Annotated in this window: 14 protein-coding genes; 3 read left to right on the top strand and 11 right to left on the bottom strand. The window is 60.1% G+C overall.

Annotation, left to right across the window (positions count from 1 at the left end):
* Window positions 1-30 precede the first annotated feature (30 nt).
* A complete protein-coding gene (locus tag QMK58_RS05250; RefSeq protein ID WP_053154890.1) occupies window positions 31-2,034 on the bottom strand; it encodes a DUF1302 domain-containing protein in 2,004 nt (667 codons plus the stop codon).
* Between the two features lie 107 nt (window positions 2,035-2,141).
* Window positions 2,142-2,723: an RBBP9/YdeN family alpha/beta hydrolase gene (locus QMK58_RS05245; RefSeq protein WP_053154916.1), complete on the bottom strand. Its 582-nt coding sequence runs from the start codon at window positions 2,721-2,723 to the stop codon at window positions 2,142-2,144.
* A gap of 356 nt (window positions 2,724-3,079) precedes the next feature.
* On the opposite strand from QMK58_RS05245, the gene QMK58_RS05240 reads away from it, so the two are divergent.
* Window positions 3,080-4,117, top strand: coding sequence for an AraC family transcriptional regulator (locus tag QMK58_RS05240; RefSeq protein WP_053154887.1), 1,038 nt, complete (start codon window positions 3,080-3,082; stop codon window positions 4,115-4,117).
* 134 nt (window positions 4,118-4,251) lie between these two features.
* Here the strand turns inward: QMK58_RS05240 and QMK58_RS05235 are convergent, their stop codons facing one another.
* The 8 genes from QMK58_RS05235 to QMK58_RS05200 all read right to left on the bottom strand — a co-directional run bounded on the left by QMK58_RS05235 (window position 4,252) and on the right by QMK58_RS05200 (window position 11,015).
* Window positions 4,252-5,262 (bottom strand): YeiH family protein, encoded by a 1,011-nt coding sequence (locus tag QMK58_RS05235; RefSeq protein ID WP_053154884.1) that lies wholly within the window; start codon window positions 5,260-5,262, stop codon window positions 4,252-4,254.
* A complete protein-coding gene (locus QMK58_RS05230) occupies window positions 5,259-5,585 on the bottom strand; it encodes a Rieske (2Fe-2S) protein (RefSeq protein WP_053154881.1) in 327 nt (108 codons plus the stop codon). The genes QMK58_RS05235 and QMK58_RS05230 overlap by 4 nt, the downstream gene beginning before the upstream one ends.
* On the bottom strand, window positions 5,582-6,244 hold the full coding sequence (locus tag QMK58_RS05225) for a DsbA family oxidoreductase (protein ID WP_053154878.1): 663 nt from the start codon (window positions 6,242-6,244) through the stop codon (window positions 5,582-5,584). The genes QMK58_RS05230 and QMK58_RS05225 overlap by 4 nt, the downstream gene beginning before the upstream one ends.
* Window positions 6,241-7,572: an MFS transporter gene (locus QMK58_RS05220; protein ID WP_053154876.1), complete on the bottom strand. Its 1,332-nt coding sequence runs from the start codon at window positions 7,570-7,572 to the stop codon at window positions 6,241-6,243. Before QMK58_RS05220 ends, QMK58_RS05225 begins: the two co-directional genes overlap by 4 nt.
* Window positions 7,573-7,665: 93 nt before the next feature.
* Window positions 7,666-8,718, bottom strand: a complete 1,053-nt coding sequence (locus tag QMK58_RS05215; RefSeq protein WP_053154873.1) for a 3-keto-5-aminohexanoate cleavage protein — start codon at window positions 8,716-8,718, stop codon at window positions 7,666-7,668.
* A gap of 86 nt (window positions 8,719-8,804) precedes the next feature.
* The gene (locus QMK58_RS05210; protein ID WP_053154870.1) at window positions 8,805-9,653 is read right to left on the bottom strand and encodes a TauD/TfdA dioxygenase family protein; all 849 of its coding nucleotides are present in this window, start codon (window positions 9,651-9,653) and stop codon (window positions 8,805-8,807) included.
* A 13-nt stretch (window positions 9,654-9,666) separates the two neighbouring features.
* Entirely contained in the window at window positions 9,667-10,647 is a 981-nt protein-coding gene (locus tag QMK58_RS05205; protein ID WP_053154867.1) for a quinone oxidoreductase family protein, read from the bottom strand.
* Between the two features lie 104 nt (window positions 10,648-10,751).
* Window positions 10,752-11,015: a hypothetical protein gene (locus QMK58_RS05200; RefSeq protein WP_053154864.1), complete on the bottom strand. Its 264-nt coding sequence runs from the start codon at window positions 11,013-11,015 to the stop codon at window positions 10,752-10,754.
* A 129-nt stretch (window positions 11,016-11,144) separates the two neighbouring features.
* Between QMK58_RS05200 and QMK58_RS05195 the strand changes: the two genes are divergently transcribed.
* Window positions 11,145-13,064 (top strand): alkaline phosphatase D family protein, encoded by a 1,920-nt coding sequence (locus QMK58_RS05195; RefSeq protein ID WP_320395960.1) that lies wholly within the window; start codon window positions 11,145-11,147, stop codon window positions 13,062-13,064.
* On the opposite strand, the gene QMK58_RS05190 is transcribed toward QMK58_RS05195, so the two are convergent.
* Window positions 13,061-14,161, bottom strand: coding sequence for a hypothetical protein (locus tag QMK58_RS05190; RefSeq protein ID WP_320395959.1), 1,101 nt, complete (start codon window positions 14,159-14,161; stop codon window positions 13,061-13,063). The genes QMK58_RS05195 and QMK58_RS05190 overlap by 4 nt on opposite strands.
* A 352-nt stretch (window positions 14,162-14,513) precedes the next feature.
* On the opposite strand from QMK58_RS05190, the gene QMK58_RS05185 reads away from it, so the two are divergent.
* Complete coding sequence (locus QMK58_RS05185; RefSeq protein ID WP_053154914.1) at window positions 14,514-14,768, top strand: Txe/YoeB family addiction module toxin; 255 nt, start codon at window positions 14,514-14,516, stop codon at window positions 14,766-14,768.
* Window positions 14,769-14,771 lie beyond the last annotated feature (3 nt).

Genomic DNA, 14,771 nt, shown 5'->3' with positions numbered 1-14,771 from the left:
CCTGCTTGCGTTAAGCAAATCAGTGGTGAATCAGAATGTAGTTTTCATCGTCAGGTACACCGCGCCACGGTCCTCAGTCGTAGCACCACCACCGGAGAAGGCTGAGTAGCCACCGGCGTAGCAGGCGTAGTTTTCGTTGCCGCTAAAGGCGTTCGGGGTGGAGCCATCACCACCGGTCGGGCCGGTGCTCACACCACTGTTTTTGCACTTGTCGGTTTCGCCGAAAGAGTCCACGTACTTCAGGTCGACAAAGTATTTGTTGTACACAACGGCACCGATGCCAACGGCATAGTTGCCGGTGTCTTTGGCACCGCCACCGGTGACCGGGGACACGCCATCGAGACCGACGTTGACGGACATCGGCGCGTTGAAGTCGACACCCGGGAATACCTGGTACCAGGTCGGTGTGAAGTTGATGGCCAGACCCCAGTTGTCGCGGGTCGACGCGTCGATACCGCGATAGGTGCTCTTGCCTTTGTAGAGCGCCTCGTTCTTGCTATCGAGTTCGAGCAGGTTGCTGTAGTACAACTCGGCCAGCACAGTCGCCTGGTCGAACACTGGGGTTTTAGGCAGGGTCATCAGACCGTTGAGCGTCCAGTGCAAGGTGTCACCGGTGGCGCTCATGCTGTCGCCGCGGCTCGGGGTGTCATAGACCACACCGGTGGCGTCTGTACGGGCAGGCAACAGGCCAAGCCCTTGACCCAGGCCCAGCGGGCTACGGGTACTGACGATCGCCGGGATACTGGCCAGCGGCATGTTGTGACGAACGTTCAGGTCCGAACCCACGCTCACCCCGCCTACGTCCTTGGACAGGCTCAGGCCGGCGATCTTGATGTTGTCGGCATAAGCCAGTTGATAGGTGGCGGTATCCAGCGAGTTCAGGGTGTTGACCACCGCAGGCACTTGCCCGGCCGGACGGGTACCGTTCGGGTTGGCCGAGGTAATGCCCCTGGCGTCCAGATAGGCTTGCGGCAGGATTTCCGAGGTCTCGCGGTAGTAAACGCCGAGGGTGCCGTCCAGCCAGGCTGGCGACCACTTGGCCATGATGCCCCAGTCGCCGCTGTCATGCGGGGTCAGGTCCTTGCCACGACGCACATTGGTCAAGCCGTTGCACGGTGCCAGGCCACAACCCAGCGGGCTGCCCGGTACCACGGCGTTGGTGTTACCCAACAGGAACGATTGCGCACCGAAACCGACCAGATCGGAACCACCGTAATAGGTGCCCGCTTCCGGCAGACGTGCTTCGTTCCAATCCAGGAAGTACTGGGCGCCCAGGGTCAATTCAGGATTGACGGTGAACGACATCGACAGCTGGTTACGCGGGACAAACAGTTCCTTGGCTTCGGTACCCGGCGACGCGGCCAGTTTGGCCAGGTCGAGGCCGGACTGGCCGTAGCTCATCGAATGCACCGGGTTGAGAATGGTCTCGCCCCAGAACACGTTGTGCTGGCCGGCCTTGGCGCTGAACATCGACTCCTCACCCACTTCGGTGCTGTAGAACACGAAGGCGTCGAGGATTTCACCAGACGGACCGGTGTAATAACGCGAGGCGTAGTTGCTCAGGTGCGGGCTGCCAAAACCGACGTTGTCATTGACGACCGGGGCCAGGCGAGGATCGTTGGCGACCAGGCCAGAACGCGCGTCGTTACCGTTGACGAACGGGTTGGAGTTGGAACCGACGTTCTCATAGGCCTTGTCGTACCAGCTGGCGGCGCTGACGCGAAAACCCATGGCGTTCTTGAAGACCACATCCATCTCGGTCAACAAGTCGATACGGTTGGTGATGTTGGTCCCGGCCTTGCGGAAGTTGTAGTCGCCGTCGTTGTTGTTCGGCGTTGCCAACATGCGTTTGTCAGCACTTTCAGTGCGCACACCGTAGTTGTACTTGATGGTGTTATCCACCCGTACGTTCCAGTCCGGATTCCCCGTCTCGATCTCGACCGCATGGGCCATCGGAACGGTTGCCGCAAGAATGGCCGATGCCAGCAAGGTGTAGCGTTGGGTGGTGAAGCCGTGACTCTTATTGTTGTGCATTGCGTTGTCTCCGCCTTTTTGTCTTTGTTTTAAGCGCAGCCGCCCTCGCGCATTCCTCTTCGGGTCTGCGTTTTCAGGAGTGAGGGCAAATGCCGGTTGACGTAATGTCAGACCGGTTCCTGTTCGCTGTCCAGCTGCAGGATGAGTGCCTCGGCTTGCTGCCAATGGCCAAATCCTGCGGCCGGATTGAGGTGCCCGACATCGCCCAGATTGAGCAATTCGGAGCCCCAGCCTTCTGCCATTCGAGTAACGGCAGAAAGACTGGCAAGGTGATCATTGGTACTGCCGGCCACGATGCTCGGGAACGGCAACGGACCTTCGGGAAGAGGATTCCAGCCCTGACTGCGCAGGGTCTCGGAGGAAGGATAATTAGCCGGCCAGACCGCATCGAGATCCGGTGGCGCGGCCAGCAAGGCGCCCTTGATCGGACGGCTGTAATGCTTGGCCCAGTGCGCGACCATCAGTACGCCAGCGCTGTGGGCAACAAGAATCACCGGACCGTCGATCTGTTCCAGCTCGTGCTGGATCGCCCGAACGCGGGCCATGCAATCGAGTTTGTCGGTTTCCAGTGGCGGAACACTGCGCACTTTGCACAGCCTGGCTTCAAGCAATGTCTGCCAATGTTCGGCAACGTGATCACGCAGACCCGGGACGATCAGAATGGTAGCGCCAGTTTGCAGTTTGTCCACGTCAACACCTTCGTTTTCTCGGTGACTCGACTGGCTGTTTTCGCCAGAGTCTTTTTGTTGTGTCGACATTAAAGTTCACCCGCCCACTACGCTTTACATTGGACGTCATGCACTTTTCTTTTGATGACAAATTGTCAGACATTGGGACAAGATAACCGCTGGTCGAAAATCATCGCAGATTGGCCCAAGGTCACTGTAATCAACGAATGAGTGCGATAGCCCTCCAAAGCGTAGATGATTCGGGACCTGGCAGCAGGGTAAACCAACAATTACAAGACAACTGTTCAACGGCCGATGCGCTGGATATAGTCGCCACGCTTTCGCCACTCGCCATCGGCCCAGGGAAGACTCTCAGCATGTCCAAGCTTGTTCGCGCCGCCGTCCTGACCAACTACCTTGAGGTCACCCAGTACCTGGGATTCAACCCGCGCGACGTGCTGGCGGGGGTGGGCCTGAGCAAGGCACATTTGCTGGCCCCCGAACACCGTATCCACATCGATGCCGCCGTGCGCCTGCTGGAAGATTCGGCCACCGCCAGCGGTTGCCAGACGTTCGGCCTGAGCATGGCCGAATCGCGCCAGCTCTCGGATTTTGGTGTCGTCAGCCTGTTGCTCAGCCACCAGCGCACCCTGCGCGATGCCTTGCAGGTGGTGAAGCAATACCGGCATTTGATGAACGACTCGCTGGCCATTTTCATTGAAGAAGCCGGCAAGATGGTGATCATTCGCGAAGAGGTGGTCACCGATTCGCCGATGCCCAGCCGCCAGGCCACAGAGCTGGCCATCGGCGTGTTGTTCCGCCTGTGCTCGGCCCTGCTCGGCTCGCACTGGCACCCCTACAGCGTCAACTTCATGCACCAGCCCCCCGACAACCTGCAGCTGCATCGGCGTCTGTTCGGCTGCAGCCTGGAGTTCGGCAGCGAGTTCAACGGCATCGTCTGTTCCGACGCCAGCCTCGACGTGACCAACCCCAACGCCGATCCGACGATGGCTCGCTACGCCCAGAGCTACCTCGACACACTGCAAGGCAACGAAAAGGCCTCGATGCTGTTCGAAGTGCGCAAGGCCATCTACCTGCTGCTGCCCATGGGGCGCGCCACCATCGAGCAGGTCGCGCAAAGCCAGGGCATGAACGTACGCACCCTGCAACGGCGTCTCAAGGACGACGGCTGCGCCTTCAACGACGTGATCAACGATGTGCGTCGCGACCTGGTGCTGCGCTACCTGGACAACCCGGCCTACTCGCTCAGTCGTATTGCCGACATGCTGGGCTATTCCATGGCGAGTTCGTTTACGCGGTGGTTCATCAGCCAGTTCGGCATGCCGCCGGCGGCGTGGCGCAGTTCGCAAAAGCTGGCTGGCACAAAGCCGCCGAGCGATCCGAATGACACCTGATCACCCGGCAAAAAAAACGGCGACTGCTGGTACAGTCGCCGCGAAAGACCGGTGCTTGTAACACCGGCCTGGAGCCCCACAGCATGAGGAGTCAACGCTGTGTGACCCTGCCATAACACATTTGCCAAGCCTGCTCAGGCACCCCAGTGCAGCAACAGCAGCACCAGCACGACCAGGAACACCGTCTCTCCCACCATCAGCAGGATCGGCTTGATGCCAACCGCTGCGAGCTCTTTGAGCCGGGTCTTCATGCCCAGGGCACTGATGGAAATCACCAGGCACCAGCGCGACAGTTCGTTGACCGATCCCTGCACCACCGGAGCGATCCAGCCGGTGCTGTTGATGCACGCCAGAATCAAAAAGCCGACGGCGAACCACGGCAGCAACGGCGGACGTTTACCGGTCGGGTCGGCGCCTTGCATGCGGGTGATCATGGCGGCGGTGACGATCACCGGCAGCAGCATGGCAACGCGCATCAGCTTGACCACTGTCGCCGTGTCGCCGGTCTCGGTGGACATGCCGTAACCGGCGCCGACCACCTGGGCCACGTCGTGGATCGTGGCGCCGAGGAACACGCCCGCCACCTGCGGCGACAAATGCAGCCAGTTGGCGATCATCGGATAGACGATCATCGCCAGGGTCGACAGCGCCGAGACGCCGATCACCGTGAACAGCGTGGCGCGTTCTTTCTGCGGATGGTTGGGCAGTGCCGCTGCCAGCGCCAATGCCGCCGAGGCACCACAGATTGCCGTCGCGCCACCGGTGAGCATGCCGAACAGACGCGAGAAACCCAGAAACTTCGCGGCGATCACCGAGATAGAGATAGTCACCACCACCAGAATCACGACCAGCGCAATCGGCTTCCAGCCCAGTGCCGCCATCTGCTCAAGGGTAATGCGCATGCCCAGCAGCGCCACGCCGATGCGCAGCACCGTGCGGGCAGTGAACTCGACACCGGCCTTGCACGGGCCGTCATCGGCGAGAAAATTCAGAGCCATGCCCAGCAGCAAGGCAAACAGCATGACCGGTGCACCGTAGTGCTCGGACAGGAACGACGCGGCGGCCGCGACAATCAGACTGACGATAAATCCCGGGGCCAATTCGCGCGTGCGGCTTTGGATGCGGGAGAGAGCTAAAGCGCTCATGGCGCGGACTCCTCGGTAGCGATGACGATAAACGCCTGGCCGTCGATGATCTCGACCGGGTAGTTGTTGATTTTGACCTGCTTGGAATTGAGCAGGTAACCGCTGTGCAAATCGAAGCGCAAACCATGGGCCAGGCATTGGATCACCCGGCCCTCAAGTCGCCCGCCGCACAGCGAAGAGCCCTGATGCGGACAGCTGTCGTCGATGGCATACAACTGCCCGTCGATATTGAACAGCGCCAGGCTCTTGTCTTCGAACTCGAACAGCGCCCGACCGCCGGCCTGCGGGTACTTGCCGGCAGGTACGGGAATGCGCCGGGTCATGCCGGCTGCCGCTCGCGATCACTTTCCTTGAGCGCTTCTTTCATTGCTGCGAGCAATGACTCGGCAGGTTGCGCGCCCACCACCGTCATCCGGCGGTCGAACTGGAAGCTCGGCACGCCGCTGCTCGCGCCAGGCGATCCTGGAAATGGCGTGGCGTCGCCCAGCAAGGCGTCGGCCACGGCGTTTTCGTCAATGCCGCAGTCGCGGGCAATGGCGAGCAAGGTCTCACGGCAGCCCAGGTCTTCGCCTTTCTTGAAATACGCGGCGAACAAACGTTCGAGCAACATCTCACGCTGGGCAGCGTTGCCTACCGTGCCGGCTCGCTCGAACAGACGATGGGCGTCTGCGGTGTTGGGCATCGTCGCGATGCGGCTCAGATCGATGGCCAGCCCAACCGAGGCAGCCGCCTGTTGTACCTGGGCCTGGCGCATCGCTACAGCGTCGGCATTGCCCAGACGATTGCGGTAGAAATCGGCGAACGGCTCACCTTGTGCCGGCAACTGCGGCAGCAACTGCACGCCGTGCCACACCGTGGTGATCTGCACATCCGGATAGCGACTGCGAAACTGCACTTGTGCATGTTCCAGTTGGCGCTTGCCGATCAGGCACCAGGGGCAGATGAAATCGAAAAACACATCAATACGTAAACGACGACTCACAACTTCACCTCTAATCCGGCTTCATTGACGGGGCCAGACACGCTCTGACCCTGAAGACGGGCAATATCTTTGTGGTAGTGACACTTGGCGTAAAAGAACACCGCTGCTGCCGCGAGGCTGACCAGTGGCACCAGTTGGAACGCGGCATGCAAACCGATGAGGTCCGATACCTTGCCGGTGATGAACGGCCCCGGCGCCAGCCCCAACATGTTGTTGGCCAACGTCAGCGTGGCGAACGCCGTGCCGTGGACCGAGTAATGCGTCAGGTTGGCGACCATCGCGCCACTTGGGCCGGTGGTGCCAGTGGCAATCAGCATACCCAGGCAGATCAGCACCAGTTGTAAAGGCCCGGCCGGTAGCGCGAACGCCGCCGATAGCAGCAGACAGCTGCCCAGGCAGAAAAAGATGGCCAGGCTGACCTTGCGATCAGGCGAGTTGCGGCACAGACGATCACTGAGCATGCCGCACAGGATCATCCCCGCACCGCTGCACAGCACGATGATTGCCGCCATGCCGCCGGCCTTGTCGGTAGGCATGTCGTAGTAGCGATTCATGTAGCTGGGAATCCACACCATCACGGTGCCGCCCACGAACAACTGCAAGCCACTGGCGACGTAGGTCGACACCACCGAACGGCTGGACCACAGCGTGCGCAGCGGACGCTTGACCGCCGCCGCGGTTTTGTTTGCAACCTGAGCGGCACGTTGCGGCGCAATGCGCGCTTCCTTGACGATGAGCGGGTACAGAATCGCCAGGCACAGGCCGAACAACGACATCCCGGCGAACGACCAGCGCCAGCCCAGCTTGGCGGCAATCGCACCGCCCAACGCCATGCCCAGCACCGAACCGAACATCCCGCCCGCCATGAAGGCGCTGGCCAGGGTTGCCCGCATCTCTTTAGGGAACACCGAGATCACCACCGCGATGCCCACGCTGCCGTAGGCGGCTTCGCCGACGCCGACCATGAAACGCGCGATGAACATCTGTTGGTAATCTTGCGCCAACGCGCAACCCAAGGTGGCCACGCTCCACAGGAAAGCCATCAGCGCCAGGCTTTTGACCCGACCGAAACGGTCCGCCATCAACGACAGGGGAAATGTCAGCAGGCCGACCATCAGGGCAACGATACCGCTGAGCAAGCCGAGCTGGCCGTCGCTCAATGCCCACTCAGTCTTGAGCAGGGGGAATACCGCGTTCAGCACCTGACGCGACATGTAATCGGAAATCAACAGGCCGAACGTCAATGCAAAGACGATCCAGGCATATTGGCGCGCAACGCCGACTCCGCTGGAGTCGTCATCGTCAGCGGCTATTGGGTGAAAGGCCATGCAGCCTCCTCAAGAGCTTTGTTTTATTTTTGTTATTCAAGCGTGTAACGGTCAGGAGGACGAGAGGTCACGGCCTCTCGTCCCGACCTTCGGTTAACCGCGTTGCGGTACACCTTTCTGCCCAGCCTTGCGGTTGGGGGCCATGCCGTTGGCCAACAGGGTTTCTTCGATGGTTTCGTACTGCACGCCAATGCGGTAGATCTCGCGGGCTTCTTTGCCGGTGGCGATTTCACGACCCAGTTCATGGGCAATGCGCACGGTTTGCTTGATCTGGTCAACGGAGCCGAAACGGTCGCCCTTGTGATCAATGATAGTGTCTTCGTTGCCCACACGCGGGTGCATGCCCATGGCCATCGACATGGTGTTGAACGGCATGACGTTCTTGAGCAGCGATTCGGAGGTCAGGGTGCAACCGTCCGGCGCGCGGTGAATGAAGTTGAAGAAGTTGAACGGGTTCGGGCCGTCGAAGCCACCGCCGATGCCGATCCAGGTCAGGTTCAGCGGGCCTTTGTAAACGCCACGACGCACCAGGCGCTCGAGGGTTTCCAGGGCGTGCATGCCGGTCAGCTGGAAGTGCGGCTGGATGCCGTTGTCCATCAGGCGCTTGAGGTGCTCTGCAACCCAGGCCGGGCCTGCCGGTACGGTCATTTCGCTGTAGGCGGCGTGGGTCATCGGGTTGTCCAGGGAAGTACCTTTGAGGTACTCCGGGTACAACAGCTCCATGATGTTCATTTGCGTGGTGTTGATTGCCACGGTGACCTGATCCGGTTTCGGGGTCAGTTCGGCCAGCATGTGGCGGGTGTCGTCGGACAGCCACTTGGCCGCTTCGCCATCGCTTTCAGGGGCGAAGGAAATCGAACCGCCGACCTGGATGATCATGTCCGGCACAGCTTCACGCACACCGGCGATCAGTTCGTTGAATTTCGACAGACGCTTGGAGCCCTTGCCGTCCAGTTCACGCACGTGCAAGTGCAGAACCGTGGCGCCGGCCTCATAGCATTCAACTGCTTTTTGAACCTGCTCATCCATGGTCAGCGGGATGTCTTCCGGGAAGTCTTCCGGCATCCACTCCGGGCCGTACGGGGCCACGGTAATGACTACCTTATCCATGTTTTCCGGGTGCAGGGAATCGTCGAAGAATTGCATGAGTTACTCCAGTTCTTATGATTGTCCCGCCCACCCGGGGTCGAGCCGGGCGGACGTGTTCACGAGTGCGAATGCGATAGGGTGGATCAGTAGGTCTTTTCGCCGATGATGCCGGCGCGCTCCATCTTGCGATGGCACGGTGGGTAATCCATCACCGCGTAATGCTGGGTACTGCGGTTGTCCCAGATGGCGATGCTGTTCGGCTTCCAGCGCCAGCGCACTTGATACTCAGGGATGTACGCCTGGCTGATCAGGTAGCGCAGCAATTCGCCGGCGCCAGGGTTGGCGTCCTGACCGAAGCGCACCCGCTCCGGGGTGTGGTAGTTGCTGAAGTGGGTGGTGAAGGCGTTGACGAACAACACCTTCTCGCCGGTTTCCGGGTGGATGCGCACCACCGGGTGTTCCGCATCCGGGTACATTGCTTTGAGGCCCAGGCGCTTCTCGATCGGCATGGCCGCACCGAAGCTCGCTTCAATGCTGTGGCGGGCACGCAGGTCGGCGATCTTGACCTTTATGTCTTCCGGCAGGTTCGCGTAAGCCGCGACCATGTTGGTCCACATGGTGTCGCCGCCCACGGGCGGGCACTCCACGCAGCGCAGCACGCAACCCATCGGCGGGGCATCGCGCCAGGTGGCGTCGGTGTGCCAGGCGTTTTCGTAGCGGTCCATCGGCTGATCCGGGTTCTTGTAGATCCGCACCAGCCCAGGGTGATCCGGATCGCTGCCGGCCACCGGGTGATCTTCCAGCTCGCCGAAGCGACGGGCGAAGGCCACGTGCTCGGCGCGGGTGATGTCCTGATCGCGCAGGAACACCACACGGTGCTTGAGCAACTGGGCACGAATCTCGGCAAACAGACCGTCGTCATGCACCGCATCGGCCAGGTTGACGCCGGTCAGTTCGGCGCCAATGCTGTAGGTCAATTGTTCGACTTTCATGGCTGGTAGCTCCTTAAACGACGAAAATCGACGAGCCGGTAGTTTTGCGCGATTCCAGATCGCGGTGCGCCTGCACAGCGTCCTGCAGGGCGTAGTGCTGGTTGATCTCGATCTTGATCCGGCCGCTGCCGACGTGGTCGAACAACTCGCCCGCCAGGGCGGCTTTTTCGGCCGGGTCGCTGATGTAGTTGGCCAGGGCTGGACGGGTCAGGTACAGCGAGCCTTTCATCGCCAGCATCACCGGGTCGAACGCCGGGATCGGGCCGGACGCGGTACCCACGCAGACCATCAGGCCACGGGGCTTCAACGAGTCCAGGGAGCCCATGAAGGTGTTTTTGCCAACGCTGTCGAACACCACGTTGACGCCCACACCGTCGGTCAATTCGCGAACGCGAGCGGCGACATCTTCATGGCTGTAATTGATCGTGTGGTCGCAACCGTGAGCACGGGCGATTTCAGCCTTTTGCTCGGTCGACACCGTGCCGATCACGTTCAGGCCCAGCAGTTTGGCCCATTGCGAAACGATCAGGCCTACACCACCGGCAGCGGCGTGCAACAGGATGCTGTCGCCCGGCTTGAAGTCGTAGATGCGGCGCATCAGGTACGAAGACGTCAGGCCACGCATCGTCATCGCGGCGGCGGTTTCGAAGCTGATGGTTTCCGGCAGCTTGATCAGCGGCGCGGCAGCGATCAGGCGCTCGGTGCTGTAAGCACCCAGGGTATTGAGAAAACCGGTGTAAGTGACGCGGTCCCCCACCTGGACGTTGGTCACGCCTTCGCCGATGGCCTGGACCACGCCGGAGGCTTCAACCCCCATGCCGTTCGGCATCGGGATTGGGTAAGTACCATTGCGGAAGTAGGTGTCGGCGTAGTTCAAACCAACAGCTACGTGTCGAAGACGAACCTGGCCCGGACCGGGATCGCCGACTTCGACGTCCTCGTAACGTAGGACTTCAGGACCACCGGTTTCGTAAAAGCGTACGGCTTTGGCCATTTTTCTTATTCTCCAATCAGCAAGTTGGCGTAGCATCGAATTGCATTGATTGGACTGTAGGACGAGGCCTGTCGGGATGCTTCTCATCAGACGACAATGGCTTTTCATTTCGTGACAGGTGGCTTTGCTCCTTCTTTTCCGTTGGTCGACTTGTCTTGGGGTTTTTCGCCTGTGACCGGGGTTTCAGGATTGCTGAACCCGGCCTTGGCGTTTTCAGCCTTGGTCTTGTGGATATCACAGCCCTGCAGCTCACTCATCTGGGTGCAACCGGACGCTTCGAGTTGCTTGCGATACTTGTCGTTGATGGCATAGGCCGGGGACTGCGCCACCAGCAAAATGGCCAGTGCCGGCAGGATAATTCGGTGCATGACGCCCTCTCTTCGATTCGATGGATGCTCAAACGCCAACACATGGCGTGACATGCTCACATTAGCCTGTCACGTCTTGACGTGCGCTATCATCGCCCGCTTCTGTGCCCCCAAGAGTCTTGAATCCGGATGTCCGCGACGCTGCCACTGCCTGACGATTGCACTTCCCTGCCGCCGGTCCTGGCCGGCCCGCTGTTGCGACGCCTGGAGCCCTCGCGCCTGGTGATGTGGCTGGTCGGGTCGCGGGCGCTGACGCTGACGCTGCGTGTGCAAGGTGTTGGCGACATTCGTCTCGGTACGCAGCAGTGCACCGTGGTGTCGGTGGGTGTTCATGCCTTCGTCCATTTGATCGACGTCTCGCTGGAGAACGCCCTGCCCTGTGACGAGCGGATCGAATACGACCTGCTGATCGATGGCGTTGAGGGCATCGCTACATGGGCACCGCATCTGCTGTACGGCGATGCCTCGCATCCCGACTTCGTGCTGCGCTCACGGGTCGATCAATTGCTCCACGGTTCCTGCCGCAAGCCGCATCACCCGGCGACCGACGGCTTGCTGTGCGTCGATGAGCTGCTCGCGCAGCAACATGAAGCGCTGGATCGCCCCGCCCTGTTGATCATGACCGGCGATCAGATCTACGCCGACGATGTCGCGGGGCCGATGTTGCGGGCGATCCATGCCTTGATCGAACGCTTGGGGTTGTTCGAAGAACACCTCGAAGGCGCCGTGGTCAGCGACAGCGCCAAACTCTACGAGCATCCCGCCAGTTACTACCACCGCGCGGATTTGCTACCGGCGCTGCAGAGCAACGAAACCCTGCGCGACCGTTTTTTCGGCGGTGCGCGCAAACCGATTTTCACCAGCAGCAATGCCGACAACCATCTGGTGACATTTGCTGAAGTCATGGCCATGTACCTGCTGGTCTGGTCGCCAACGCCCTGGACCCTGATCGCCCCGCAACCTCCGGCACTGACAGCGAAAAGGCGTGAGCGCTACACACTCGAGCAAACGTACATTGACGGCTTCAAGGCCGGGCTGGGCAACGTCGCCCGGGCATTGGCGCACATTCCGACGCTGATGATTTTCGACGACCACGACATTACCGATGACTGGAATCTTTCCGCGCAATGGGAGGAAACGGCCTATGGCCATCCGTTCTCCAAACGCATCATCGGCAATGCGCTGATTGCCTACATGCTGTGCCAGGGCTGGGGCAACAATCCGGACGCCTTCAGCGAAGTCCTGAAAAAAACCGACGCGTTCAGCGCCACCGGGCATGACCGCTACCTCGACAGTCCGGTTCAGGACGACTTGATCGACGATCTGCTGAAGTTTCAGAACTGGCATTTTGTCCTTCCAACCACCCCGGCCATCGTCGTGATCGACACCCGTACCCGACGCTGGCGCAGCGAGATGAACCTCAAGCAACCCTCCGGCCTGCTGGACTGGGAAGCCCTCAGCGAACTGCAACAGGAACTGCTGGACCATCCGAGCGCAATCATCGTTTCGCCGGCGCCGATCTTCGGCGTCAAATTGATCGAGACCGTGCAGCGGATCTTCAGCTGGTGCGGCTTCCCCCTGTTGGTGGACGCGGAAAACTGGATGGCCCATCGCGGTGCCGCGCAGGTGATCCTGAATATTTTCCGTCACTCACGCACACCGGGTAACTACGTGGTGCTGTCCGGCGATGTGCATTACTCCTTCGTCTACGAAGTGCTGATCCGGCATCGCAAGGCCGGGCCGAAAATCTGGCAGATCACCAGCAGCGGCATCAAGAACGAGTTTCCTGCGACACTGCTGGAATGGTTCGACCGGCTCAATCGCTGGCTGTACTCGCCGCGCTCGCCACTGAACTGGCTAACCAAACGTCGGCGCATGCGCATCGTGCCGCATGTCCCGGAGCATGCTGAAGCTGGCGAACGATTGTGGAATTCGGCGGGCATTGGCCAGGTGTTTTTCAATGACAGCGGCCAACCGCAGGACATCTATCAGCACAACTCGAACGGCTCACCGAAAACCCGGATGGTTGCGCCGCAACACCACGACTAATCCTGCTTGCGATAACACGCCAGGCCATTGCCCAGGTCCACTGCCAGGCAATCGCCTTTGACGTCCAGCGCCAGGGTTTTGAAGATGCCGGACAAGTCGCGCATCTGCGCGGCGTTGACCCGCTCATCCCACATCAGGTCGAGCGCACGGCTGTCAGGCTCGACCTCGAACCATTGCGTGTCGGCTTGAGCATCACTCATCCGCAAACCGAGCCTTTGCAGGGTCTTGCCCTCCTCGACCGGCATTTTCAATTGAGATTGTCGTGAGTCGGTCCAGCGCAGAATCTTCTGCGAACCATCGTCGTAGGACCATTCGATAACCACAGGCTTGATCGCCGGCGGCTGCGCCGGCACACCGTAATTCATCCTCAGGACATAATTTCGCTCGATCAGCGCCCGTTCCCTGGGGGCGTTGCGCAGAAACTGCTGCGACTGCACGAGGGTCAGCTCTTCAGGTTTTTCATAGCTCATCTGACCCGTCGCGCGATCGACTTTCCAGTTCAGCGACAAGGTGCGAGTCACGGGATCAATCGCAAACCATTGCACAGCCTGATCGGCAGCGCTTTGAAAGCCGATCCGCGTCAGGTTTCGCTGCTGCGAATACGGCAAATACAGCTGCCGGCCCTGGGCGTTATCCCATATCAACCGGGTTTCTGGCCCCTCATCGAACTCGAACAACACCGTCACCGGCGCGATGCTCGGCACGGGGCTGGAGCGTGCGAAACGCAGGTTCAGGACGTAGTGGTTTTTCGCCTGTTTGAACGCGTCACCGCCGTCGGGCAAATGCGCATCCTTGAGTTCTGCCAGACTGTGGGTACGGCTCAGGTTGAACAGCAGTTTTTCGGCCGGCGGTTCAACGGCGTCGCTGGTCAACAGCAAGGTGTCACCGGCACGCTTCCAGTGTCCTTTGGCGGCGCCTTGGGCACCGGCATACACGATCATGGCATCAAAGGTGCTATCGGGTTGCAGCACCAGTTGCGAGCCGATTTCCCTGGCCTGCAGGGTGTAATGTCCAGCAATGCCCTCGTCCTGGTTTGCAGCATGGGTGACGCCTGAGGCGGTGCACAGCAACGAGAGAAACAGCAATCGAACCGACACGTGATGGAACTCCTTTCCCTGAACCAGAGGCGATTCTGCGGATTCTGCCGGCGGTGTCCAGTGAATGAAAATGAACAGGCGAATTTCGCACAATCCGCAACTCATCCGAACCCTGATCATCGGCAACTCCGGCTCGGGTAAAAGCTGGCTGGCGCAGCGACTGTCCGGACAACTGCAAGTGCCCTGGGTCGACCTCGATTCGATGCACTGGCTGTGCGACGAACACAGCATCGCCCGCCCCCGCGCCGAATCCCTGGGTATGGCGCGGATCGCCGCCGATGAAGAACGCTTGATCAAGTCAATCGGCAACCTGCGGGCCGGAAAAAACCAAATTCAGGCAACTCATCGAAGAATGAAAATCGAGGTTACTCCTGAAGGCTGGGACGACTACCTTTGGTTCCAGCAGAACGACAAGGCGGGGCTCAAAAGAATTAACTTGTTGATCAAGTCAATTCAGCGCGAACCGTTCGATGGCCCGGGAAAACCAGAGCCGCTCAAACACAATCTGAGTGGCTTCTGGTCACGACGGATTACTACTGAGCATCGCTTGGTCTACACCATCGAGGACGGAGATTTGCGCATCGTAATGTGCAGATACCATTACTGAGTT

Source organism: Pseudomonas sp. P8_241, assembly GCF_034008315.1.
In the GTDB taxonomy this organism is placed as follows: domain Bacteria; phylum Pseudomonadota; class Gammaproteobacteria; order Pseudomonadales; family Pseudomonadaceae; genus Aquipseudomonas.
This window is presented reverse-complemented; position numbering and strand designations above follow the sequence as displayed.